A 24,895-nucleotide genomic window follows, 5' to 3' on the forward strand; every position below is an offset into this window, starting at 1 on the left:
CTATGTCATAAAAATTCAACATAGCATTAATAGTTACTATTAGCGTCTTCGTCGCCGTATGAAAGCCCTTGTTCAATCACAAATGGGATAGAACTGTGGCGAGGAAAACACCATCCCTATTAATTACTAGGCCTGTTCGCCTTCCATTTCGAGGCGCGACGTCAGAACCTTGTCGATCACGCCCCAGCTCTGGGCTTCGTCCGCATCCATGAAATGGTCACGATCGAGCGTCTTTTCAACTTCCTCGTAGGTGCGGCCGGTGTGCTTGACGTAAACCTCGTTCAGGCGGCGCTTCATCTTGAGGATGTCGCGGGCATGACGCTCAATGTCCGAAGCCTGGCCCTGGAAGCCGCCCGAAGGCTGGTGCACCATGATGCGGGAATTCGGCGTGGCAAAGCGCATGTCCTTGTGGCCGGCTGCGAGAAGCAGCGAGCCCATGGACGCGGCCTGGCCGATGCAGAGCGTCGAGACCGCGGGCTTGATGAACTGCATCGTATCGTAGATCGCCATGCCGGCGGTGACGACGCCACCGGGCGAATTGATGTAGAGGGCGATTTCCTTTTTCGGGTTTTCGGCCTCGAGGAAAAGCAGCTGGGCGCAGACGAGCGTCGCCATATGGTCCTCGACAGCACCTGTCAGGAAGATGATGCGTTCCTTCAACAGGCGGGAATAGATGTCGTAGGAGCGTTCACCGCGGTTGGTCTGTTCCACGACCATCGGAACGAGGGCCATTGCGGTATCGACTGGGTTTCTCATGTGCGTCCTTTGTCAACGTCTCGCCGGCCGGCGCCGGGAATCAAAGAAAAATGTCTTACCCCTACATAGAGTGTCCCGGCCCTCCTCTTCAAGACACGCATGAGGATAACGTTAAGAAGGCGGGGCAAGGCGGCTCCTGCTAGCCTCTTTCCCCCAAACGCCTGTTAACGGCGAGCCCTTGGTACGGCCTCCCCCGCCTTTTCTCCATGACAGGATGAAGGAAGGCTTACTCTATTCGACTGTGCTCATACACGTTTACCCAAAGGAAAGCCTACCGGCAGATATCGGCCTAAAACAATGCCGCAGCGCAGCGACATTAAGGAAGTGGCGAGCTTCCTCGGCAAGGATGCGACTTGACAGACAAGGGGTTGCTGCCGTGTTCAATATCGCTACAGGTCTCGCCATCTGGTGTTCCGAGGCCATGACGCTCGCTTTGGTGCTGTTCGTCGCCTGGCGTCACAACGTCAGGAACGAGGCCTATCTCTATTGGGGCCTGGGCTTCCTCCTGACCGGCATCGGCTTTGCGATGGTCGCGCTGCGCGGCGAAATCCCCAGCGTGCTTTCAGTAGAGGCGGGCAATGCCATCGCCCTGCTCGGCCAGAGCGCTTGGGTGGCTGGTTTTCTGGCACTCGATCGCAAGAGGATCGAATGGTGGGCACTGCTGCCGCCGGCAATCTGGCTCGCGGGTGTCTTCCTGCCCTGGGTCAACAGCGATTATTCAAACCGGGTGGTGCTCTACAACCTTGCTTCGGCAACGGGTGCGACAGCGCTCGCCATGGCGGTCGCCGCCGGCGACATGCGCCGTGAGCGTACCCGCATCAAGCTGATGGGCGTGTTCGTCCTCCAGGGCTGCCTGTGCTTCGGCTCGGCGCTGACGATGGCGCTGACGATGCCAAGCGATATCGAGGCGACGAATCTCGGCGGCGCCTCCGCCATGGCCAGCGCCTTCCTGCTGACCATCGCCTTCGCGCTCACCTGCCGGCTGATCATGGAGCGCTCCGAACGGCACCTGCGTGCCCTCACCCTGACCGACTCGCTGACCGGCGTGCTCAACCGCCGCGGCCTGCTCGGCTATTTCGACGACATCCAGGAAAGAGCTCATAACGAGCAGCGCCAGGTTGCGGTGATCCTTTTCGATCTCGACCATTTCAAGCGCGTCAACGACCGTTTCGGCCACCAGTCCGGCGATGCCGTGCTGACCGCCTTTGCGCGCATGGCCCGCCAGTACATTCCGAACAACATCTTCGGCCGCATGGGCGGCGAGGAATTCGCCGCATTCGCCGCCGTCGCGGACCAGACGGAAGCCGAGGCGATCGCCGAAGCGATCCGCACCGAATTCTGCCGTCTTCCCGTCAGCACCGGCGAAGCGATCGTTCCGGTCACCGTCAGCATCGGCATCGCCCTCGCCTCCTCGATCGAAGCCAATATCGACAAGCTGATCTCGGCCGCCGACCGGGCGCTCTATGCGGCGAAGGCCGCCGGCCGCAACTGCACGGTCACCTTCGGCGAAGCGGAGGCCGCAGCCCCCGCACCGGCCACGCCGAGCAGCACCGCCGGCGAACTCGTGCCGACGGTCGACGACCAGGTGGAAGCGCTGCGACGCATGGGTACGCTGTCACGGGCCGGGTAATCCGGGATCGCTTGCCCGACATCTTTCCGAGGTCCGGCAAATCCGATAAGGCTCGGGGCATGATGATCCCATCCTTTCTCTCGATCGACCGCGCCAACCGTCATGTCTCGCTGGACGGCCGCAACCCGGCCTTCTACGGCAATCCGAATGCCGTCTATGCCGCACTTCACGCCCATTGCCCGACCTTCTACTGGAGCGAGCAGAAGCAGTGGTTCTTCACGGGTTACGACCATGTGAACGGCCTGCTGCGCGACCGCCGCTTCGGTCGGCAGATCCTGCATATCGCCAGCCGCGAGGAGCTCGGCCTTGCCGAGCCGATGCCGCATCTTGCCAGTTTCGATCTCTCGGAACGTTATTCCCTGCTCGAACTCGAACCGCCGGAGCACACGCGGCTGCGCACGCTGGTCAACCGCGCCTTCGTCTCCCGCCATGTCGAGAAGATGAAGCCGGAGCTTGCCGAACTCGCCAACCGGCTGATCGACGGCTTCGCGGAGAAGCGTGAGGTCGAGCTGCTCTCAGCCTTTGCCGACATCATCCCGGTGACGATGATCGCCCGGATGATCGGCATTCCCGAAGAGATGGGGCCGCAGCTGCTTGAGTGGTCGCATGCCTATGTCCGCATGTACATGTTCGGCCGCACGCGCGAGCAGGAGGAAGAGGCCGAACGGGCGGCGAAGGAATTTTCCGACTATGTCAAGACGGTGATCGCCGAACGCCGTGCGGCCCCACGCGATGACCTGCTCACCCACATGATCCATACCGAACACAAGGGCCAGTATCTGACGGAAGAGGAGCTGGTTTCGACGACGATCGTGCTGCTCAATGCCGGGCACGAGGCGACCGTGCATCAGATCGGCAACTCCGTCCGCACTATTCTCGACAGCGGCTGCGATCCGGCAAAACTCTTCCGGGACGAAGCGACGACAGAGCGCACTGTCGAGGAAACACTGCGCATCTGCGCGCCGGTCCATATCTTCCAGCGCTGGGCGCTGGAGCCTGCCGAAATCGACGGCGTCTCCTTCAAGCGCGGCGACAAGGTCAGCCTCATCCTTGCTGCCGCCAATCTCGACCCGGCGAAATTCACCGATTCCCTCACCTTCAAGCCCGACCGCAACGAGGCGGCAAATCTCTCCTTCGGCGCCGGCATCCACTTCTGCATCGGCGCACCGCTGGCGCGGCTAGAGCTCAACGTCGTGCTGCCGATCCTGTTCGAACGGCTTGCCGGCCTGAGGCTGGCGAAGACGCCGGTGGTCAAGGATGTCTACCACTTCCACGGGCTGGACCGGCTGGACTTGCAGTGGTGATCCGTTTCTCTGAGCCGGGGAATGCCTAGAATGCCGGCGAGCAGTTCGATCGCGCCGCTACGCGACCGGATCCTATTCTGTACCCGTAGAGGAAACCGAAGCCGAAGGTCCGGAAGGCGACCGCCCCGCCCCCAACCATGGGAATCGCGGCGGCAAGCAGAGCCGCCAGAAAAACAGGCCACAGCTGAAAACTATCCAATGAAAATACGGTCGCCGCCGGTAGCGATCCGTCAATAACCGAGCGTATGCCACGATCTTTGCGGCATCATGCGGCTGACTCTTCTTCCAGCCTGCTGGATATGTCGTATGCCGACATGGGTTTTCCGAGCATATACCCTTGAAGCTGGTCGCAGCCGGCGTCTCGCAAGATCGCCGCTTGACGGGTATTCTCAATACCTTCGGCGGTAACGGGAATCTGCAGAGCAGTCGCCAAGGAGATGGTTGCCCGAAGAATATCGGCGCCATTTGCGGTTTCATCGAGAGCGGACACCAGCGAGCGGTCTATCTTCATGCGATCAAACCCAAACTGCCGCAATGCGCCGATGCTGGCGTAGCCGCAGCCAAAATCATCAAGAGCAAACTTTATGCCGACGCGCTTGAGTTGGTCTATCGAGCGGCGGGCCTGATCCGGATTTGTCATCAGAACGCCTTCGGTGATTTCCAGTGTCAGGCGGTTTGGATCGAAATCCAGCTCCTGCAGGATCGCGATCACTTGGGCAGCAAATTCCGGATTGCAGAGCTGGATCGGCGAAACGTTCACCGACAAAGTCAGACCAGGCCAGCTCTTGGCATGCCCGATCGACGTTCTCAGCATATGGACGCCAAGGGCATCGATGAGGCCGCACCTTTCAGCAAGAGGAATGAATATTTCCGGGCTGACGTTTCCCGTTGCAGTTTTCCAGCGCGCCAATGCTTCAAGACCGGTGACAGCGCCGGTCGAAGCAGAGACGAGAGGCTGGAATACGGCTTCGATTGCGCCGCTGCCGATGGCGGTTTTCAAGAGACCTTCCAGCTCGGCGACCCGTATTCGTTCCCGGTCCAGTTCGGGGTCGTATTCAACCGCCTGACCTTTGCCATTTGCCTTGGCACGATAGAGGGCCATGTCGGCTCTGCGAAGAAGCTCCAAAGGCGATATGTCTCCATCGTGCGCCGCAGCTCCGATGCTTGCGCCAACTTCGATCGTTCGCCCGTCAATTTTGAAGGGCTCGGCAAACAGCGCCAGAATCGCCTCTTCCATCTCTTCGCGTGCAGTGGATCCAACGTGCACCAGCGCGAATTCGTCGCCTCCTAGCCGGGCCGCGGCCAGGACTTCGGGATGACTGGTCATCAGCACGTTCGAGACGATCCGGATCAAATCATCCCCAACTGCATGCCCCCAAGCATCGTTGACCGCCTTGAAGCCGTCGAGATCAACCAGGTAAAGCCGCGGTGACGAAGGATCCGGGCTATCCAGATCCTCCAGCAGGCGGAGAAGCCCCTGTCTGTTCAACAAGCCACTCAAGCTGTCATGGCTCGCTTCGAAGCGAGCCGTTTGCGCCAGTTGGCGCAGGCGACGCGCCTCGGATGCGCCAACCAACAGAACGCCGATCAAAAATAGCGAAAGGATGACGGTAGAAGCTGCAAGATAAGGATAGACCTGCTGAAACACGGCGCTTCCGGGCGCTTTGCTGGGCCAAACTAGGTAGCCGATCACGGCTCCCTTCATGTCCGTGATCGGCGTGTTCAGGAATTCCGGCTTCGGCGTCGCCTCAAGGTGCAGGCCTTCGAGTTCATGTTCGTTCGAGAGCGCGTCGAGAACTTCGGGCGTAAACTCCTTGTAGAAGCTCAGCGTGCTGAGCTTCGGAAGCTCGCCGGCGGCCTCGAATGGCTGGATCGCCTGCGATGCGATCAGCGCGATGCCGCTTTCGGTCTTGATAAAATTAACGACAGGCGCCTTTGCCGGATCGGCAGCAGCATTGATCTGCCGATAAAAGGCTTGGCCGAAAAACACGCTCGGCTGGAAAGGCTTGCCTTTGGCATATGCGGAGACAACCGAACTCCGGTCGGGGCCGATCACGATCGCGCCGTCATAGAGTGGGTAATCCGCGCTGATTTTTCCCCAGTTCTCATAGGCCCAATCCGCGGCAGTCGGCGATGAGGTCGCACTATAGGCATCGTCCCATATGGCATTGTCCGTCGTTGTCCCGCTCAAGCGAGCCACGAAGGCTGCGACCGCCGCGCGGGCGGCGCGACTGGCCCTGGCATCGTCGATCTCGTTCGCCGACCGGGTCATCGTGGCAACGACATGCGCCATAAGGCCGGTCAATACAAGGGCAATGACAAGGAAGCAGACGGTTGTCGCAACGATGGAAGACGTTTGAGTCCGAACGTGCCTAGCTGCAAGATTCGACGACATGCAAATTCCGCAAAGATTAATTGCAAGGCCATGTCTGTGGGACGGCAGGAGACATCATGTCCGCAATGCGCTGCAGATAAGGTTTAGCATTTGCCGATGTAGGCACGATTAATGGGAATGGTTAAAAGCATTCAATCCGGGATAAGAGGCCATAAGCACCGTCTTTGCCCGCTTGCCGTTTCGGATCACCGCTGCGACCGCGACGACAAAAGGCGACGCCGAAAACGGGAAAGGCCCGGCTTCGTTCGTGACCGCTTGCTGGCCCGCTCAAACCTTGATCACATAATCCTTGCGAGTCGTTTCAACGACTTCCCACGTTCCCTTGAAGCCGGGTCTGAGGATCATCCGGTCACCCGCCTTCAAGTGAACCGGCTCACCGCCGTCCTCCGTCACGATCGAATGGCCGGCCAGCAGGCTGAAATATTCCCATTCCTCGTAGACGATCCGCCACTTGCCCGGTGTCGCCTCCCAGATGCCGGAATAAAGGCCGCCTTCTCTCTCCTCCAGGTTCCACGTACGGAATTGCGGATCGCCGGAGATGATCCGGCCGGGCTCCGGCGCGCCGAACTCGGGTTCGACGCCATCGATGCTGAAGGTGATGAATTTTGCCGTGGTCGCCATGGATTCCTCTGATCTCAGATCTTCGAGAGCGCCTGTTCGAGATCGGCGATGATGTCCTTGACGTCCTCGATGCCGACGGAAAGGCGCACCACGTCAGGGCCTGCGCCGGCAGCGATCCTCTGCTCGTCGGTCAACTGCCGGTGCGTCGTCGAGGCCGGATGGATGACGAGCGAACGGGTGTCGCCGATATTGGCAAGATGGGAGAAGAGCTCCAGCCCCTCGACCAGCGTCTTGCCGGCCTCATAGCCGCCCTTGAGGCCGAAGGTGAAAACGGAGCCTGCGCCCTTCGGCGAATACCGCTGCTGCAGGGCGTAGTTCGGGTCGTCGTCGAGGCCGGAATAATTCACCCAGGCGATCTTGCTGTGCGCCTTCAGCCACCTCGCGACGGCGATCGCATTGTCGCTGTGGCGCTGCATCCTCAGCGGCAGCGTCTCGATGCCGGTCAGGATCAGGAAAGCGTTGAAGGGCGAGATCGCCGGCCCGAGGTCGCGCAGGCCGAGCACACGGGCAGCGATCGCAAAGGCGAAATTGCCGAAAGTCGCGTGCAGGACCATGCCGTTATATTCCGGCCGCGGGCTCGACAGCATCGGGTAATTGCCGGATTTCGACCAGTCGAAGGTGCCGCCGTCAACGATGAGGCCGCCCATGGAATTGCCGTGGCCGCCGAGAAACTTCGTCAGTGAATGCACGACGATGTCGGCGCCGTGTTCGATCGGACGGATGAAATATGGCGTTGCCATCGTATTGTCGACGATCAGCGGCAGGCCGTTGCGATGCGCGACGTCGGCGATGGCGGCGATATCGACGAAAGTGCCACCGGGATTGGCGAGGCTCTCGATGAAGATGCCGCGCGTCTTGTCGTCGATCTGGCTTTCGAAGCTTGCCGGATCGGTGGCATCGGCCCAGCGCACCTGCCAGCCGAAATTCTCGAAGGCATGGCCGAACTGGTTGATCGAACCGCCGTAGAGTTGGCGGGCAGCGATGAAATTCTCGCCGGGGCGCATGATATTGTGGAAGACGATCACCTGCGCCGCATGGCCGGAGGCGACGGCAAGGGCCGCCGTGCCGCCCTCGAGCGCCGCGACGCGCTCCTCGAGCACGGCCTGCGTCGGGTTCATGATGCGGGTGTAGATGTTGCCGAAGGCCTGCAGGCCGAAAAGGGCGGCGGCATGATCGGAATCATTGAAGACGAAAGCGGTCGTCTGGTAGATCGGCGTTACCCGCGCACCAGTCGTCGGGTCGGGCTGCGCACCGGCATGGATCGCCAGCGTGTTGAATCCCGGATCGTTCTTGGCCATGTCGTCCTCCAGTTGTTGCTGACGGGCAGGATCATAGCCGGTCGCTTGAGAAAGTTAATCGCGATCCGTTTCAACCCATGGGCGTTCGGTGGAAAATCCGTCTCAGCGGACCGCAACTCAGGCAATAAGACGGGGATACTCGATCGCCGGGCAGCGGTTCATCACCACCTGGATGCCGGCGGCCTCCGCCTTTGCCGCAGCCGCATCGTCGCGAACACCAAGCTGAGACCAGATGACCTTCGGCAGCGGCCTCAGCGCCAGCGCCTCTTCGACGACCCCATCCAGATATTCGGAGGCGCGAAAGACGTCGACCATGTCGATCGGCACGGGGATGTCGGCGAGCCGGGCATAAACGGTACGGCCCTGGATCTGTTTGCCCGCCTGCCCCGGATTGACAGGAATGACCTCGTAGCCGCGCGACAGCAGATAGCCCATGACGCCGTTGCTCGGCCGGGCCGGATTGGGCGAAGCGCCGGTCAGCGCGATGATCTTCACCGAATGCAGGATTCCGGCGAGGTAATCATCCGTGTAGGCGTCGTGATTCATGTCCATTTCTCCACTCCCGAAAGCCCTTCGGCGCGGCCGGCATATTTTTTTGCGTGTGCGTGAAACCGACTGAGCATCTTTTCCGTATATATGAATTGGATACTCCATGAGGATGATTCGATGAAAAAAGTCGCTCTTGCCCTCATGCTCGTGCTCGCCGCATCGCCGGCGTTGGCGATTTCGCGCTACAATCCGCTCACCATGAGCTGTGCCAGCGTTCGCGCCGCCATCCACAATCAAGGCGCCGTCATCTTCCGCTACCAGTCTCCCCGTGGCTTGCCGCTCTACGATCGCTATGTCCGCAACAGCAATTATTGCGACGCGACCGATTATGCGGAATGGACGCATATCCCTTCGAAAGACACTCCCCGTTGCCAAGTGCTGAACTGCCAGAACATCGACAACCTTGACGGGATGCTCTTCGTTCCGCATCATCAGCTTTGATGTTTTTCACCGTCATGGCGGACGCAGGAACTGTACGCCTTTCGCGCTTGCGAAAGGTTTGGGCTCAATTCCGCGCTGCGATTTCCTGAAGATTGCACAATCAGAAGCTTCAATTTTCCCCTATGTCAAAGCTATAGAATAATATCTATATTTCAGCAGCATAGAATAATTGGCTCCGTCATTCCTGCGGATATTTTCTTTTTTTGTTCCCGATAATTTCCCTCTTTGTTCTTCCATCCATTAGAAACATCTCATAGTTGAAAGGATCGCCTGGATTGAACGCATGTCGCGCGCACGTAAAAATTGCTCCGGGGCACCGCCATTGTTCACATACTGAAAGGATGTTATTTGAGATATGAACGCATAAGCGACCGCAGCCGCACATTTTCGTGCAAATCCCAGTTGTCTTTTCAGGAATTTGAAACGCCAAAGGCGAGGCGTGTTCCTCTCATCCTTTCCGGATTACTCCCTTGCCTCTCGACGTCATCCTGCTCGTTCTCTTCGGCGCACTGCTGCACGCGACATGGAACGCCATCATCAAGGCGGGGAGCGATAAATCCCTCGATGCGGCGCTGATCTCGGCCGGCGGTGCGGTTTCAGCACTGCCGTTCCTGCCATTCCTGCCGTTGCCGCACGCCTCGGCCTGGCCGTTCATCGGCGCCTCTGCCATCCTGCAGTTTGCCTATTTCCAGCTGGTCGCCGCCGCCTACCGGGCCGGCGATATCGGCCTCGTCTATCCACTGATGCGCGGCTGCGCGCCACTGCTGATCGCCGCGACAAGCGGTTTCATCCTGAAGGAAAATCTTTCCGGCGGCGCCCTTGCCGGCACGATGACGATCTCGGCCGGCGTGCTGACGCTCGCCCTGGAGGCGCGACGCGGCAGCAGCCGCGCCGTCATCCTCTCGCTTGCCAATGCCTGCATCATCGCCAGCACACCTATGTCGACGGAATCGGCGCGCGCATCTCCGGCAATGCGGTTTCCTACACTTTGTGGATGTCGCTGCTGCCGCCGGTGCTGCTGTTTTCCTGGGCAGCGTCCCAGCGCGGCGCTTTCGCACTAATGCGTCACGTTCGCCGCAACTGGTGGCGCGGCCTTATCGGCGGCGCCGGCTCGATCGCTTCCTACGGGCTGGCACTCTGGGCGATGACGAAAGCCCCGGTCGCAACCGTCGCAGCCCTGCGCGAAACCGCGATCCTCTTTGCGCTGGTGATTTCGGTGGTCGTCTTCAAGGAGAAAGCCAGCATCTGGCGCTACGTCGCGGGCGTCGTCATCGCAATCGGCGGGCTGATTCTGAAACTGGCGTGATTACTCACCCTTCCATTCCGGCATGCGCTTGCCGAGGAAGGCGCCGATCCCTTCCTCGGCATCCTCAGTCAGCATGCTTTCGACCATCACCCTGGCGGTATAGTCATATGCGGCCTCCACCGGCAGTTCGAGCTGCCGGTTGAAGGCTTCCTTGCCGATCCTCAGCGCCTGCGGCGACTTGCTGGCGATCACCGCCGCATATCTAGACACCACCTGCATCAGATACTGTTTCGGCACGATGCGGTTGACGAGGCCGAAATCCTTCGCGGTCGAGGCGTCGATCGTCTCGCCGGTCAGCAGCATTTCCATTGCCTGCTTGCGGTGCGCGGCACGAGAAACGGCCACCATTGGCGTCGAACAGAACAGGCCGATATTGACGCCCGGTGTGCAGAATGTCGAACTGTCCGTGCAGATCGCCAGATCGCAGGAAGCAACGAGCTGGCAGCCCGCAGCCGTTGCAAGCCCGTCGATCTCGGCGATGACAGGCTTTGGCAGATGCGCGATCTTCAGCATCAGATCGGCGCAGAGCCGGAAGGACCTTTCGAAGAAACCGACCCCCTGATCTTCGTCGACGCGATGGGCGGTGAGTTCCTTGAGATCATGCCCGGCGGAAAAGACATTGCCGGTGGAGGCGATGACGACGACGCGCACATCCGACTCCGCCCCGGCCGTCTCGAGCTCCTCCAGCAGCGCTTCGAGAAGCGCGATCGAAAGCACATTGGCAGGTGGATTGTCGAGCACGAGCCGCAGCACGCCGTCGAGCAGCGAGCGGGTCAGCAAGCCGCCCTCTTTCGCTCCGGCGGCATCCTTCCGGAAAGATACGATTTCGGCCATGATGCTGCTCCCTGCGCTCGATTCCAGGCAGATGTTTTGCCACAAGGCGCCGGAAATTTCGAGCAGGATCCGCACTCCCGTAGAGACCGTTGCCGTCAGGACCAGAACCAGGACTTCGATGTTTCTGCCCTTGCCTGCTCCCGGGTCAGACCGACATCGCAAAGCTCGTCGTCGTCGGTGAGTTCTAAAAGTGTGCGGCGGCTGCGGCGCTTTTCGAGGTGATGTTCGATCGTCATCAGCAGCCGCAGGCTCCAGCGCGTCATGCCGTGAAGTTTCGACCGAACGATATCGCGAGGTGTGTCAAGGATCCCGCTTAATTCCAAGGCCATCTCTTCTTCCTTTCTTCAACGGATGAAAGATGCGCTGGAAGATGCCGCGAAAGAAGCTTATGGATATTATGATATGCATAAGGATTTCTTTGGTATGCCTCTCCACCTCGATCAGCTTGCCACCTTCGTCAATGTCGCCGATCTCGGAAGCTTTACGGCTGCGGCCGACAAGGAAGGCCTGACCCAGCCGGCCGTCAGCCTGCAGGTGAAGGGGCTGGAACAGCGGCTCGGCGTCCGGCTGATCGAGCGTGTGGGGCGGCGGGCGCAGCCAACCGCGGCAGGCCTCGACCTGCTCGTGCATGCAAGGCGGCTGCTCCAGGAATCGGCCGCTGCGGAAGAAGCGATGATGCCGTACAGAGATGGCGCCAGCGGCCGCGTGCGCATCGGAAGTGGCGGCACGGCATCGATCCATCTGCTTCCTCGCGCCATCGCCGTCGCCAGAAAATCCATGCCCGGCCTCGAAATCACCGTGCGCATCGGTGATGCCGACGACATTCTGTGCGATCTGGAGGCCAACAGCCTCGATATCGCCGTCGTCGCCCTGCCGGCATCCGGACGGAACTTCGAGATCGAACCGTTCTACGAGGAGGAATTGCTGGCCGTCGCCCCCGCGGGCAGCCTGATGCCCGAAGGCGGGCCGGACGCCGCCTTCATGCGCGACAGGACGCTGCTGCTTTATGAGGGCGGCAATACCAGGCGCGCAATCGACGCGTGGCTGGCTGCACCGGATACCAGGATCCGACCTGCGATGGAGTTCGGCAGCATCGAGGCGATCAAGGAGCTGGTGGCCGTGGGACTCGGCTGGTCGATCCTGCCGGGGCTGGCGCTGAAGCGCGACCGCGCCGGCCTCGTAACAACTTCATCGCTGAACCCGCGGCTCACGCGCCGCCTCGGCATGGTTCTGCGCCGGGACAAACATCTGACACGCGGCCTTCGCGAAATGATGAAATGCCTGCGCGCGTTCAAAGGCTGAGAGCTGCTTTCGACTGGGGACGCAATTTCAAACGGGCAGAGACGACGTGAAAAACGTCAGGCGCAGCAGTTCGCGACCGCAGAAATATGAGGTATTAAAATACCACATATCTAAGCATTTGTTTTTGCTTAATTTTTTTTCCAAACCTTCGCGAAGTCGATATTGACCCAATGTCATATTCCCTTTATACACCGCGCCAGAACGCAGCCTGTCCGGGCTGCTTTCTTTTTGGCATGCCTCGAGCATGCCAATCCAAGCAACAAGAAACGCCCTTCAAGCCTTCGGGCCAAGGGTCCCAAAAGAGAGTATTCACTATGGCAACCTTCTCCCAGAAGCCTGCAGAGGTGGAGAAGAAGTGGGTGATCATCGACGCCGAAGGGCTGGTCGTTGGCCGTCTCGCTTCCATCATCGCTATGCGCCTGCGCGGCAAGCACAAGGCAACCTTCACGCCTCACGTTGACGACGGCGACAACGTCATCGTCATCAATGCCGAAAAGGTGGTTTTCACCGGCAAGAAGTATTCCGACAAGGTCTACTACTGGCACACCGGTTATGCCGGCGGCATCAAGGAACGCAGCGCACGCCAGATCATCGAAGGCCGCTTCCCGGAGCGCGTCCTCGAAAAGGCCGTCGAACGCATGGTTCCGCGTGGTCCGCTCGGCCGTCGCCAGATGAAGAACCTGCGCGTTTACGCCGGCTCCAACCATCCCCATGAAGCCCAGCAGCCGGTCGCCCTCGACGTTGCCGCGCTCAACAAAAAGAACGTAAGGAGCGCCTGATATGGCTGACCTCTCCTCCCTGAAGGATCTCGGCACGGCTTCCGAAGCTGCTGCTCCGGCCCACGTCCGCAAGGTCGATTCGCTCGGCCGCTCCTACGCGACCGGCAAGCGCAAGAACGCCGTCGCCCGCGTCTGGGTCAAGCCGGGCTCCGGCAAGATCATCGTCAACGGCAAGGAATTCGCGGAATATTTCGCCCGTCCGGTGCTGCAGATGATCCTGCGCCAGCCGATCGTCGCGGCTGCCCGTGACGGCCAGTTCGACATCATCGCAACGGTTGCAGGCGGCGGCCTCTCCGGCCAAGCCGGTGCGGTTCGCCACGGCGTGTCCAAGGCGCTCACCTACTTCGAACCGGGCCTGCGCGCGGTGCTGAAGAAGGGCGGCTTCCTGACCCGCGACAGCCGCGTCGTCGAACGCAAGAAGTACGGCAAGGCAAAGGCCCGCCGCTCGTTCCAGTTCTCCAAGCGTTAATCGCTTCGGACAGACGGAATTTACGAAGGCCGGGGCAACCCGGCCTTTTGTTTTGCGCCGTTTAAACCATCGGAAGCGTGCCGGCGCGCCATTGTCGCATTCCAACTCTGCTGGTAGAAACTTGGCAAAGCGCTTCGCGAATGGACGAAGCCGCAGTCAAGGTCGCATCATGGGAATAACCAAGTCCGCAGACAAATAAGCCGCAACAACTCTGCCCTGTTGTTGCGGCGTCTGTCCGGCCAATCCCGACACTGCTGAAGAGACAGATCGCCGCCGAATGAAATCATTTGAGCGGGTTCTTTCCCATGTTTTATCCCAAAATCCAGCAATGGACCTATTCCCTGCCGGCAGCCTTGCTGCTGATGGCACCATTCGACATCCCGGCCTCGCTCGCCATGGATATCTATCTGCCGATCGTGCCGGTCATGCCGGCGGCGCTCGGCACTTCGCCGGCGGTCATCCAACTGACCCTCGGCCTCTACATGCTCGTCCTCGGTGTCGGCCAGATCGTCTTCGGCCCAATTTCCGATATTGTCGGACGACGGCCTGTCCTGCTTGGAGGTGCTGCGCTCTTTGCCGCCTCATCCTTCCTGCTTGCCGGCTCCTCGTCGGCGACGATCTTCGTGGTCTTGAGATTACTGCAGGCAGTCGGCGCGTCGGCGACCCTCGTCGCAACTTTCGCAACCGTGCGTGACGTCTACGCCGGGCGTCCCGAAAGCAGCACGATCTATAGCCTTCTCGGCTCCATCCTCTCTTTCGTGCCGGCACTCGGCCCGATCATCGGAGCCTTGATCGCGGATCGCTTCGGCTGGCGCGCCATCTTCCTCGTCATCGGCCTCCTTTCGGTTGCCGCCCTTTTCAACGCCGGCATGCGGTGGCACGAAACCCGCCCTGCCGTCACCGCGAAGATCGCACTCCGCCCGATCCTTACAAGCCTCCCCTTCTGGGTTTATACGGGCGGCTTCAGCACGGCGATGGGCGCCTTCTTCGTCTTCTTCTCGACGGCACCCCGTATCCTGATCGACAAAGCCGGTTTTTCCGGCATCGCCTTCAGCTTCATCTTTGCCACGGTGGCGCTGGTGATGATCGTGACGGCGCGTTTCGCCAAACGTTTCGTCATGCGTTGGGGCATTGCAGGCAGCCTTGCCAGAGGCATGGCAATGCTGCTTCTCGGCGCCGTGCTGCTTGCTTTTGGACAGCTGTTTCTGCAGCGCTCCCTGGTCAGCTTCGTCGTGCCGATGTGGATCATCGCGATCGGTATCGTCGTTGCGACGGCGGTCACCGCCAACGGCGCGCTCGACGCCTTTGGCGATACGGCCGGGACGGCGGTCGCGCTCTATTCCTGCGTCGCGAGCATCATCGTCGGCTTTGTCGGAACCTTCTTCGTGATTCTGCTCGGCAGTGACAGCGCCTGGCCGCTCGCGAGCTATGTCTCAGCGACCGCGCTGACGACGCTGGCTGGATTGTGGTGCCTGTGGAAGCCGGCCCGATAGGCAGCGGAAAAATGACGGTCGCTCGACGATAACGAGCGGCCGTCGTCCGAACGATTGCTTGAAATCCGTCCGCACCTCGCCTACCCCTTTCTGCGCGCGGGGATCGGCCAATTCCTTGGCGAGAGACCCGCCGCCCGTCGCTCTGGCGTCGAACGGCGATCCTGCAATGCAGCGTCCGTATCGAAACGCGACTATGATTTTGCGGCCGAAAAAGGAGCATGATTTGGCGAACAGATCGATTGACCACGCCTTTACGGCGACCAGCCTTACCTCCGCTGCCAGCGATCCGACCTTTGCCGGCGCGCTGTCCTTCATGCGCCGCCGCTTCACCAAGGAGCTCGCCGGCGTCGACGTCGCCGTCTGGGGCATCCCCTTCGATGCCGCGACATCGAACAGGCCGGGCACACGCTTCGGGCCGCAAGCAATCCGGCGCGCCTCGGCGATCTTCGACAATGATGCGCAATATCCCTTCAACCGCGATCTCTTCGCCGAAATGGCCGTGATCGACTACGGCGATTGCCTGCTCGACTATGGCAATCATCAGGACACGCCAGCCGCTATCGAACGACAGGCGAATGTCATCCTCGACAGCGGCGCCTTCCTGTTGACGCTCGGCGGCGATCATTACGTCACCTGGCCGCTGCTGAAAGCCCATGTGGCAAAACATGGGCCGCTGGCGCTCGTGCAGTTCGACGCGCACCAGGATACCTGGTTCGACGAGGAACGCCGCATCGACCACGGTTCTTTCGTGGCGCGGGCAGCGCGCGAAGGCATCATCGATCCCGACCGCTCGATCCAGATCGGCATCCGCACCCATGCGCCTGAGGATTGCGGCGTCAATATTCTCTACGGTCATCAGGTCGAGGAGATGAGCGCCAGCGATATCGCCTCGGCGATCATCTCCCATACGCGCGGGGCGCCGGCCTATCTCAGCTTCGATATCGATTGCCTCGATCCGGCCTTTGCGCCGGGCACCGGCACGCCGGTAGCCGGCGGGCCGTCGAGCGCCAAGATCCTCTCGGTGCTGCAGCGTCTGCACCAGCTTGATATCCGCGGCGCCGACGTCGTCGAGGTATCGCCGCCCTACGATCATGCCGACATCACCGCCATTGCGGGGGCAACGGTGGCGATGTATATGCTGGGGCTTCATGCCGAGCGACGCGCCATCGCCGTGTCACAAGGCTGACCTATCATCCTCAAACTGAATCCGGAAACCTTCAGAACCCATTGAAAGCGCAGGTTTAACATGGCACCGAAAATCTTCATCGACGGCGAACACGGCACGACGGGTCTGCAGATCCGCACGCGCATGGCAGGCCGCCGCGATGTCGAGCTTCTGTCCATACCCGAAGCCGAGCGGCGCAACGCCGCCATGCGCGAGGACATGCTGAACGGCGCCGACATCGCCATTCTCTGCCTGCCCGACGATGCGTCGAAGGAAGCGGTTCAAATGGTTTCGGCCAACAACAATGTGCGCGTCATCGACACTTCGACCGCCTTCCGCGTCAATCCCGGCTGGGCCTATGGTTTTGCCGAAATGGACAAACAGCAGGCCGACAAGATCGCTGCCGCTCGTTTCGTCGCCAATCCCGGCTGCTATCCCACCGGAGCGATCGGCCTTATCCGGCCGCTGCGCGCTGCCGGCATTCTGCCGGACGGCTATCCCGTCACGGTCAACGCGGTCTCCGGCTATACCGGCGGCGGCAAGCAGATGATCGCGCAGATGGAAAACCCGGATCACCCGGATGCGATCACCGCACCGCATTTCCTCTACGGCCTGCCGCTCACCCACAAACACGTGCCCGAGATGACCGTGCACGGCCTGCTCGACCGCGCGCCGATCTTCTCGCCGTCGGTCGGCAAGTTCGCGCAAGGGATGATCGTGCAGGTGCCGCTGCATCTCGACGATCTCGCCGAGGGCACGACGATGGAGAGCATCCATGCGGCCCTCGTCGCCCATTATGCCGGCCAGGATATCGTAACCGTCGTGCCGCTGGCCGAAAGCAAGGCCCTACCTCGCGTCAATGCCATCGAGCTCGAAGGCAAAGACACGATGAAGCTCTTCGTCTTCGGCACCCCGGGCGCGTCGCAGGTCAATTTGGTGGCGCTGCTCGACAATCTCGGCAAGGGCGCTTCTGGCGCCGCCGTCCAGAACATGGACCTGATGCTCGCCTCGTAAGGCGGGATCGGCGGCATCGATGTGATGCCGCTCGAGCTTCATGTCGATCTCATCATCATGATGTCGCGGCCGCCTGCCTCGGCGACCGCAGTATCGCTTTCGCTCTCGATCATCGATGACGATTGGGCTATGAAACCGCATCCTTCCTCGCTGCCCATCCCGAATCACGGAGCCGATGTCATGACGCTGGATGCGCTTATCGCTGGCGTCGGCGCATGGTTTGCCGCAGCCTTGCCCGATCATGGCATCTATGCGCTGATGGCGTTTGCCTTTATCGCCGGGCTTGCCCGCGGCTTTTCGGGTTTCGGCGCCGCATTGATCTTCATTCCGCTCGGCGGCGCGATTGTCGGGCCGAAGCTGATCTCACCGATCCTGCTCGTCATCGACGGCATTGCCACACTCGGGATGATCCCACCGGCCTGGCGCGGCGCCAACCGATCCGAGGTTTTCGTCATGGCGGCGGGTGCAGCGCTCGGCGTCCCGGCCGGCACGGCGATGCTGGCGCTGCTCGACCCGATACTGCTGCGCTGGAGCATCACGATCATCGCCATCTGCCTGCTTGCGCTGCTGGTATCGGGATGGCGTTATCACGGTGAGGCGTCCGCACCGCTCACCAGCGGCATCGGCTTGATCGCCGGGCTTTTCAGCGGCGCCGCGCAGCTCGGCGGGCCGCCGGTTGTCGCCTATTGGCTCGGCGGCAAGAGCGACTTCACCCGCGTCAGGGCGAATGTCGTGCTCTATTTCTCGATTTCGAGCGTCTTCAGCGCCATCAGCTATTATTTCGGCGGACTGTTCGTGCCTGCCGTCTTTGCGCTCACCGTCGTCATCCTGCCGAGTTATGTGGTCGGGCTCTACGGCGGCTCCAAACTGTTCGGGCTTGCCGAGGAACGAACTTTCCGCATCGCCTGCTACGTGCTGATCGCCGCCGCCGCGATCATCGGCATGCCGCTGCTCGATGGCGTGCTGCGTTAGACCGGCTTCGGTCCTGGCGGCCCGCCGGCTGCAATCGTCTGAAGATAGCTCTCGGTGAAATCGGTATCGATCTCCAACCATAGCGGGGCATGATCCGACATTTGCCATGTCCGCCATTTCTCGTAGAGCGCCTCGGGGGTCTTTGCCTTGAATTTCGGATCGGCTTCCGGATCGCTCTTCGGCAGGAATTCCGCATAGAGCGCCCTGTCCTCGTCGGTGGAGCGGAAGACGTCGGCATAAAGATCGATCAGTCCGCCGGTTATAACCTTGAAGCGCTTGTCCTTCACGCGCACGGCAATCTGGTCGTAAAAATGGTCGCCCAGCTTTCGCACCTTCTTGCCGTCGATCTCGGCCGGAACCATGAAGCCGTGGCTCTTCAGGGCCTTCATCGTCTCATGTTCGGGGCTGACGACATTGAAATCGCCAAGCAGGATGTAGTTTTCAACGGCGCCGCTGACGTCGAGTTCCTGGCTGCTGGCTTCATCCTGCCGGTCGGCGAAAAATTCGACGAGCTGCTTGATCTCCCCGATCCGCCGTTTCAACTGCTCGCCCGAATCCGCACCGTAGTAGATATGCACGGTACAGAGGCTGAAACGGAACCAACCGGACTGGAATGCCACGAGAAATGGGCTGCGGGCGAATTGCTGCTCCATCTCGACAGTCTTCGGCTCGACATTGGGCTGGCCTTTCGGCGCCTTCACCTTCTTGCTGGAAACGACGAGATGACCTTCCGGCAGCACGACTTCGCCGGCTATCTTGCGGAACCAGACCTTTTCAGTGTTGTAAACGAAGGCCATGCGCTCGGAATTGCCGCCTGAACCGGCCGTCGTATCCGTTGCGATATAATCCCATTCCCGGCCGAGGATTTTCATCACCTTTTCCAGCGCCGAAAGGTCGCGGTTGACCTCCTGGATCGCCACGAGATCGAAGCAGGCGATCATCTCGGCGATATAATAAAAGGTCTCCGGAAGGCGTGGACCGAAACCGAATTTATTCGAATCAAAATCGCGAATGTTCCAGGTCGCCAGCAGCAGCGAGCTGTCTTTCTTCTGGGTGCGCAATGGCGTTAGCGTCTTGCGAATGTCGAGAAGGCGTTGCGCGCAGCGCTCGATCGTTCCGTCCGGTTGTCCCTGCAATGCCCTGCGCATTCCGGCATAATTATTGGACATCGCCCCCTCCACGCTGTCGCCATTCGCCGAACCTAACCCAGCTGCATATATCGACGCAATATTACACGTTTAAGTCAGTAAGCGCCCGTTGGTCGTGAACGACTACATCCGTGCGCTGCGCCACGGTGAGGCCCGGCTTCAATCGCGCTCGGCGATCATCGTCCCGTGCGGATATTCGCCGTAAAAGCCGCGCCAGTTGGCGACGGCGAAGCCGAAGACGACAAGCGCGCCGGCCTGATGCAGCAGGCCCCAGTGAAGCGGCACCTGCATCAGCAGCGCCGCGATGCCGATCGCTGCCTGCAGCGTCACCAGCACGAAGAGTAGAATGGCGCGGCGTGCGTGGGTGGTCCAAGGTGCTGCACGAAGGGCGATCACCATGTTGATCAGCGTCAATGCGAAGAGCGTATAGGCGCCGATGCGGTGAATGAACTGCACCGTCTTCGGGTTCTCGAAAGCATTGATCCAGAAGGGCTGCTGGATCAGCAGATCGGACGGGATGACGGCGCCATCCATCAGCGGCCAGGTATTGAAGGAGAAACCGGCATCAAGCCCCGCCACCAGCGCGCCGAGATAGATCTGGAACAGTGAGAAAATGGCGATCGCGGCGGCAAAACCGCGCGAGCTTCGTGCCGGTGGCGGATCGTCGGAATGCGGTGAGAGACCACGCATGATCCACATGCAGCCGGCAAAGATTAGGCAGGCCATGACGAGATGCGTCGCCAGCCTGTACTGGCTGACGTCGGTGCGGACGGAAAGGCCCGAGGACACCATCCACCAACCGATAAACCCCTGCAGGCCGCCAAGCGCCAGGATGCCAACGAGCGGCCAGCGCAGGCGCTTTTCGATCCGCCCCGTCAGCCAGAAATAGATGAGCGGCAGCGCAAAGATCACGCCGATGGCACGCGCGATCAGCCGGTGCGCCCATTCCCACCAGAAGATGCCCTTGAACTCATCGACGGTCATGGAACTGTTCAACTGCTGAAATTCGGGAATGCGCTGGTAGAGGCGGAATTCCTCCTCCCATTCGGCGGCCGACAGCGGTGGGATGACGCCGTGGATCGGCTTCCACTCGGTGATCGACAGGCCGGAATTGGTCAGCCGCGTGGCGCCGCCGACGAGCACGAGACAGAAGAGCGCCAAAAGCACGAAGCCGAGCCAGAGGCGCAAGGCGCGGCGGTCGCGATTCTGCTTGCGCACTTCGCTCAGGATCGCCTGTTCCGTGATCGGGTTTGCGACGGCCATGATGTCTCCTTCTATCCGGCAGTTGATTTGCCCCAGCGGCTCATGCAAAACAAGCCCCGAACCTTTGCGGCATGCCGTCGCGCCGGTTCGCCCATCCATGCCGAGAGATAACCGATGCCCGTCCGCCTCCGCAAATTCATCGGCACGATCCTCATCATCGTGCTCGTGCTCCTCTATGCGCTGGTGGCCAATACGATCGCGGTGGCAACGCTCGGCAACGCGCCCTGGTGGGGACATCTGCTCTATTTCCTGCTCACCGGCCTGCTCTGGGTATTGCCGGCGATGGTGATCATCAAATGGATGGCCGGGCCACCGCAGCGCTAAAGCGCGTCGCGATCTTTCAGATTCGCTTGTCGCGCTTTAGGTCTTTGTTTTTTACGCATATCGTTGTCGCAAAACCGCTGCACACTTTGCGCGACATGCTTTAGGGCCATTAACGGCCGAATAACCGTGATACGCGGAAAACCTCGCCCATCGCCTGCGGTTAAACCAAATATACGTCTGCCATACCTACCTTCCCGTTCAGCATTCTTGACCGGAGAAAACCGTGCAGACGCAACCGCTCGATGTCCATGAACAGCCGTCCGACGACGTGGCGCTGGCCGATACGGCCATTTCGCGCCTGCGCCAGCTGAGCATGAAACTTGCCATGGCCCAACTCGACATCGTAGTCTTCGACGCGATGCAGCCGCTGGAGGATGACTGGCGGGCGCTGGAGCGCGACAACCTCCAGTCCCTGCATCAGAGCTACGACTGGTGCGCCGCCTGGGTGAGCGCCTTCCAGCGGCCGCTTGCGATCCTCAAGGCCACTCATGCGGGTCAGACCGCCTTCATTCTGCCGGTCGAGATCGTCAAGTCTCGCGGCCTCAGGACGGCGAAATTCATTGCCGCCGATCACAGCAATATCAATACCGGCCTGTTCGCAGAGAGCTTTGCCGAAGCAGGCAGGACAATCGCCCCCCATGAGTTCGCCGGCCAGCTCCGGCATGCGCTGAAGGGCCGCGCCGATCTGCTGCTGCTGCAGAACATTCCGCTCGAATGGCGCGGGCGAGAGAGCCCGCTCGCCGGGCTGCCGATGGTGCAGAACCAGAATCATGCCTACCAGCTGCCGTTCCTTCCCGCTTTCGAGGACACGCTGAAGCAGCTCAACGCCAAGAACCGACGGAAGAAATTCCGTGTTCAGTCGAAGCGTCTCGAGGCGGCCGGCGGCTTCGAATACGTCATTCCCGAGACATCGGCAGAACAGCATGGCGTGCTCGATATCTTCTTCCGCCTGAAAAGCGCCCGCTTCGCCAGCCTCGGTCTGCCCGACGTCTTTGCCGACAGGGAGACGCAGACCTTCCTGCACGGTCTCATCGACAAGCAGGACGACAGCAGGCAGTACTTTGGGCTGCAGATGCATATGCTCCGGCTCAAGGGGGGGCATGAGGGTAAGATCGCCGCGATTTCAGGGATTTCGCGCAAGGGCGACCATATCATCTGCCAGTTCGGCGCGATCGATGAAGAGCTCGTGCCGGATACGAGCCCCGGCGAATTTCTCTATTGGCAGACCATCTCGGGATTGCATGGCAAGGGCGTCGCGCTGTTCGATTTCGGCCTCGGCGACCAGACCTACAAGCGTTCCTGGGCGCCGGTCGAGACCGCGCATTACGACGTGGTGCTGCCGGTATCGCCGTTCGGCGTCGTCGCCGGCGGCGCCCACCGGCTCGTCACCCGCGGCAAGGCGCACATCAAGGTGCGCCCGAAGCTCTATAAATTCGCCCAGGGTATCCGGGCACGGGTCGGTTAAAGCGCGTCGCGATCTTTCAGATTCGCTCCTTGCGCTTTAGCTCTTTGTTTTATGCATGTCGTTGCCGCAAAACCGCTGCACACTTTTGCGCGACATGCTTTAACCGTTCAAGCGGCCCGGCCGAGCGTTTGCTCGGCCCCTTCGCCGCCCGACATCAGCACGACGCGCTCATAGCCGGCAGCCTGGAACTCCATCATCAGTGCAACGAAAATGGTCTCCTCGACCTCAGGCAGCGAGAGGATGATCTCGACGTCCCGGCTGCGTGTCAGCCGCGAGACGCCGGCGACATCGGCCGAACCGCATTCGACCACCACGAGATCGTAGGCGGCGGCGAGCGCATCGAGCAGCAACGACAGCCTGTCGACACCGCGCATGGCGCGGCGCACGTCGCTCTGGCCTTGAGGGATGAGGTGGGCATCGGAGAGGCGGTCGCCGTGGATCGTGTCGCCGAAGGCGGCCTCGCCGCAAAGCAGATCGGTGACGCCAAGGGCGGCCGGGTCCTCGGCCATCAGTTCTGTGGGGTAGCCGGAGCCGGTCATATCGATCAGGATGACGCGGTGGCCGGCATCGGCGAGCATGCGGGTCAGCGAAACCGTCGCCGCCGAGCCGTTGTCACCGGTCGGAGATATGGCGATTGCCAGCGGGGCGCGGCTGCCGGTGAGATAATCCGCAACTGAGGCGACGGAGAATTCATTGTCATCCTCCGGTTCGTCCTCTGGCCCTAGATCGGCAACCTTCACGTCCTCGATCGTATCCTCCTCGTCCGCGACGACGGCGAGCATGCTCGGCTGAACGGGTTTTCCGGCGGCGGCGATCGGAGCGGCCTGCGGCACATGTTTCTCCGCGACGACTGCTTCTGCCTCGATTGTCTCTGAAGCCGCATCTGTCGGGCGGAGTGCCCGGCCACTGAAGAGTTCGGCCAGCATGATGACGATGGCGCTCATGATCAGCGTCGCGACGGCAGCGACGACGACGATCGGCACCACCTTGGGGAAATAAGGATCGACCGGCTCGACGGCCCTCGAAACGATACGGGCATCGGCTGGGCTCGAATTGCTGTCGGCGCGGGAGGCAGCCTCGCGGTAGCGCACCAGATAGGTTTCAAGCAACTGGCGCTGGGCGTTCGCCTCGCGCTCCAGCGCATTGAGGCCGACCTCATCCTCACCGGCGCGGGCACTGGTGGCCTGCACCGTGTCCGACTGGCGTTCGAGTTCACTTGCCCTCAAATCCGCGACCTTGGACTCATTCTCGATGCTCGCCAGGATCTTCTGCGTCTCCTGGCGGATTTGAGTGCGGATATCGGAAAGCTGGGCGCGCAGGCTTTTCAGCCGCGGATGGTTGTTGAGTAGGCTGGTCTGCAGATCGGAGATCTGCGACTGCAGGCCGGATTCCGTCGCCTTCAGCCGCTGGATCGTCTGGGAGGACATGATGTCGGGCAACGTATCGGAGGCTTCGCCCGAAGACAGTGCATTGCGCACAGCCTGTGCCCTCGCCTCGGCATTGGCCTTGTCGCCCCGCACGCGGGTCAACTCAGCGGAAATATCGTTCAGTTGCTGGGCCGGAAAAGTGGTCGTGCCGTTCGTCTGCAGCAGCCCGTGCGAGGTGCGGTATTCGGCAACCTTCTTCTCCGCTTCGCTGACCTTCTGGCGCAGGCCCTCGATCTCCGGCTCCAGCCAACGGGTCGCCTCGGAATTGGAATCGAGCTTGGCGCCGCTCTGGGTCGAAAGATAGACATTCGCCATGGCATTCGGGATGGCGGCGGCAAGCTTCGGGTCCTTGGAGGTGAAAGTGATGCCGATGACGCGGGAACCCGGCACCTGATAGACCTGCAGGCGTTCGACGAAGGCGTCGATGACGCGCTCTTCCGGCGGATTTTCCAGCGGGTTCTTCTTCAGGTGCAGCTTCACCAGGATACTGCTCATCGCCGAGCCGCTGGCGGCATCGTCGAATTCCGGCAGGTTATAAAGCTTCAGATCGTTGATGACCTTCTTGAGGAGATCGGCCGATTGCAGAAGCTGCACCTGGCTGGCGATGTTCAGTTCGTCCATCAGCGGACCGGAGCTGGCGTCATTGGCCTGCTGCGTGCTGGCGAAAGCCGGCGCACGGGGTTCGATGAGTATGCGCGTTTCGCTGCGATATTGCGGCGACATGATCTTGGCGCCGGCAAAGGCGACGCCTGCCCCCACGAGGGTGATTGTCAAAATCCGCAGACGGCGCGCCCAGACCGCACGGACCAACTGGCCGAGGTCGATGTCCACATCCTGATCACGAGCTACGCCGGACATGCTCTTACTCCACTACAAAGGTGCCGTAAGTGTAAACGACCATGGTAACTCAACGGTTAATGGCGATCTCGCCGGGAAAGGG

22 protein-coding genes and 1 pseudogene are annotated in these 24,895 nt (G+C 60.8%); 13 read left to right on the forward strand and 10 right to left on the reverse strand.

Translation table 11 applies throughout. From position 1 onward, the window contains the following. Positions 1-126: 126 nt before the first annotated feature. The gene (gene clpP, locus OIU37_RS10805; protein ID WP_003547334.1) at positions 127-756 is read right to left on the reverse strand and encodes an ATP-dependent Clp endopeptidase proteolytic subunit ClpP; all 630 of its coding nucleotides are present in this window, start codon (positions 754-756) and stop codon (positions 127-129) included. Between the two features lie 214 nt (positions 757-970). Here clpP and OIU37_RS10810 point away from each other — a divergent pair, with 214 nt between their 5' ends. Next, the gene (locus OIU37_RS10810) at positions 971-2,386 is read left to right on the forward strand and encodes a GGDEF domain-containing protein (protein WP_264257509.1); all 1,416 of its coding nucleotides are present in this window, start codon (positions 971-973) and stop codon (positions 2,384-2,386) included. 59 nt (positions 2,387-2,445) lie between these two features. Next, positions 2,446-3,690: a cytochrome P450 gene (locus tag OIU37_RS10815; RefSeq protein ID WP_264257510.1), complete on the forward strand. Its 1,245-nt coding sequence runs from the start codon at positions 2,446-2,448 to the stop codon at positions 3,688-3,690. 265 nt (positions 3,691-3,955) lie between these two features. On the opposite strand, the gene OIU37_RS10820 is transcribed toward OIU37_RS10815, so the two are convergent. The 4 genes from OIU37_RS10820 to OIU37_RS10835 all read right to left on the reverse strand — a co-directional run bounded on the left by OIU37_RS10820 (position 3,956) and on the right by OIU37_RS10835 (position 8,550). Further along, positions 3,956-6,085, reverse strand: a complete 2,130-nt coding sequence (locus OIU37_RS10820; RefSeq protein WP_264257511.1) for an EAL domain-containing protein — start codon at positions 6,083-6,085, stop codon at positions 3,956-3,958. 267 nt (positions 6,086-6,352) lie between these two features. Then, positions 6,353-6,706, reverse strand: coding sequence for a cupin domain-containing protein (locus tag OIU37_RS10825; RefSeq protein WP_240602518.1), 354 nt, complete (start codon positions 6,704-6,706; stop codon positions 6,353-6,355). A gap of 14 nt (positions 6,707-6,720) precedes the next feature. Next, the gene (locus OIU37_RS10830) at positions 6,721-8,004 is read right to left on the reverse strand and encodes an O-acetylhomoserine aminocarboxypropyltransferase (RefSeq protein ID WP_264257512.1); all 1,284 of its coding nucleotides are present in this window, start codon (positions 8,002-8,004) and stop codon (positions 6,721-6,723) included. 117 nt (positions 8,005-8,121) lie between these two features. Continuing rightward, positions 8,122-8,550: a CoA-binding protein gene (locus OIU37_RS10835; protein WP_240602513.1), complete on the reverse strand. Its 429-nt coding sequence runs from the start codon at positions 8,548-8,550 to the stop codon at positions 8,122-8,124. 120 nt (positions 8,551-8,670) lie between these two features. Here OIU37_RS10835 and OIU37_RS10840 point away from each other — a divergent pair, with 120 nt between their 5' ends. Further along, positions 8,671-8,994 (forward strand): hypothetical protein, encoded by a 324-nt coding sequence (locus OIU37_RS10840; RefSeq protein ID WP_025394078.1) that lies wholly within the window; start codon positions 8,671-8,673, stop codon positions 8,992-8,994. Between the two features lie 470 nt (positions 8,995-9,464). After that, positions 9,465-10,300 (forward strand): annotated as a pseudogene (locus tag OIU37_RS10845) (EamA family transporter). Here the strand turns inward: OIU37_RS10845 and OIU37_RS10850 are convergent. Together OIU37_RS10850 and OIU37_RS10855 are read right to left on the reverse strand one after the other, a co-directional pair. Further along, on the reverse strand, positions 10,301-11,134 hold the full coding sequence (locus OIU37_RS10850) for an enoyl-CoA hydratase (protein ID WP_264257513.1): 834 nt from the start codon (positions 11,132-11,134) through the stop codon (positions 10,301-10,303). It abuts the pseudogene before it with no gap. Positions 11,135-11,229: 95 nt separating this feature from the next. Next, positions 11,230-11,463, reverse strand: a complete 234-nt coding sequence (locus OIU37_RS10855) for a DUF1127 domain-containing protein (protein WP_264257514.1) — start codon at positions 11,461-11,463, stop codon at positions 11,230-11,232. Positions 11,464-11,536: 73 nt separating this feature from the next. Here OIU37_RS10855 and OIU37_RS10860 point away from each other — a divergent pair, with 73 nt between their 5' ends. The 7 genes from OIU37_RS10860 (at position 11,537) to OIU37_RS10890 (ending at position 18,328) form a co-directional block, all read left to right on the forward strand. Then, positions 11,537-12,436 (forward strand): LysR family transcriptional regulator, encoded by a 900-nt coding sequence (locus tag OIU37_RS10860; protein ID WP_264257515.1) that lies wholly within the window; start codon positions 11,537-11,539, stop codon positions 12,434-12,436. A 314-nt stretch (positions 12,437-12,750) separates the two neighbouring features. After that, a complete protein-coding gene (rplM, locus tag OIU37_RS10865) occupies positions 12,751-13,215 on the forward strand; it encodes a 50S ribosomal protein L13 (protein ID WP_003558420.1) in 465 nt (154 codons plus the stop codon). 1 nt (position 13,216) lies between these two features. Next, a complete protein-coding gene (gene rpsI / locus OIU37_RS10870; protein WP_018241561.1) occupies positions 13,217-13,684 on the forward strand; it encodes a 30S ribosomal protein S9 in 468 nt (155 codons plus the stop codon). Between the two features lie 305 nt (positions 13,685-13,989). Then, complete coding sequence (gene cml, locus OIU37_RS10875) at positions 13,990-15,177, forward strand: CmlA/FloR family chloramphenicol efflux MFS transporter (protein ID WP_264257516.1); 1,188 nt, start codon at positions 13,990-13,992, stop codon at positions 15,175-15,177. Positions 15,178-15,400: 223 nt separating this feature from the next. After that, positions 15,401-16,363, forward strand: coding sequence for an agmatinase (speB, locus tag OIU37_RS10880; protein ID WP_264257517.1), 963 nt, complete (start codon positions 15,401-15,403; stop codon positions 16,361-16,363). Between the two features lie 60 nt (positions 16,364-16,423). Beyond that, on the forward strand, positions 16,424-17,356 hold the full coding sequence (gene argC, locus OIU37_RS10885) for an N-acetyl-gamma-glutamyl-phosphate reductase (protein WP_171600898.1): 933 nt from the start codon (positions 16,424-16,426) through the stop codon (positions 17,354-17,356). A 180-nt stretch (positions 17,357-17,536) separates the two neighbouring features. Next, positions 17,537-18,328: a sulfite exporter TauE/SafE family protein gene (locus OIU37_RS10890; RefSeq protein ID WP_264258460.1), complete on the forward strand. Its 792-nt coding sequence runs from the start codon at positions 17,537-17,539 to the stop codon at positions 18,326-18,328. Here OIU37_RS10890 and OIU37_RS10895 read toward each other — a convergent pair. Continuing rightward, complete coding sequence (locus OIU37_RS10895; RefSeq protein ID WP_264257518.1) at positions 18,325-19,497, reverse strand: endonuclease/exonuclease/phosphatase family protein; 1,173 nt, start codon at positions 19,495-19,497, stop codon at positions 18,325-18,327. The genes OIU37_RS10890 and OIU37_RS10895 overlap by 4 nt on opposite strands. Positions 19,498-19,635: 138 nt before the next feature. Continuing rightward, complete coding sequence (locus OIU37_RS10900) at positions 19,636-20,739, reverse strand: COX15/CtaA family protein (RefSeq protein WP_171600900.1); 1,104 nt, start codon at positions 20,737-20,739, stop codon at positions 19,636-19,638. A 114-nt stretch (positions 20,740-20,853) separates the two neighbouring features. Between OIU37_RS10900 and OIU37_RS10905 the strand changes: the two genes are divergently transcribed. Then, positions 20,854-21,063, forward strand: coding sequence for a DUF2842 domain-containing protein (locus tag OIU37_RS10905; protein ID WP_171600901.1), 210 nt, complete (start codon positions 20,854-20,856; stop codon positions 21,061-21,063). 223 nt (positions 21,064-21,286) lie between these two features. Next, entirely contained in the window at positions 21,287-22,528 is a 1,242-nt protein-coding gene (locus tag OIU37_RS10910; protein WP_264257519.1) for a GNAT family N-acetyltransferase, read from the forward strand. A gap of 107 nt (positions 22,529-22,635) precedes the next feature. On the opposite strand, the gene OIU37_RS10915 is transcribed toward OIU37_RS10910, so the two are convergent. Next, positions 22,636-24,813 (reverse strand): exopolysaccharide transport family protein, encoded by a 2,178-nt coding sequence (locus OIU37_RS10915; protein WP_264257520.1) that lies wholly within the window; start codon positions 24,811-24,813, stop codon positions 22,636-22,638. Positions 24,814-24,895 lie beyond the last annotated feature (82 nt).

The organism is Rhizobium sp. BT-226, assembly GCF_025847085.2.
Lineage (GTDB): Bacteria > Pseudomonadota > Alphaproteobacteria > Rhizobiales > Rhizobiaceae > Rhizobium > Rhizobium sophorae.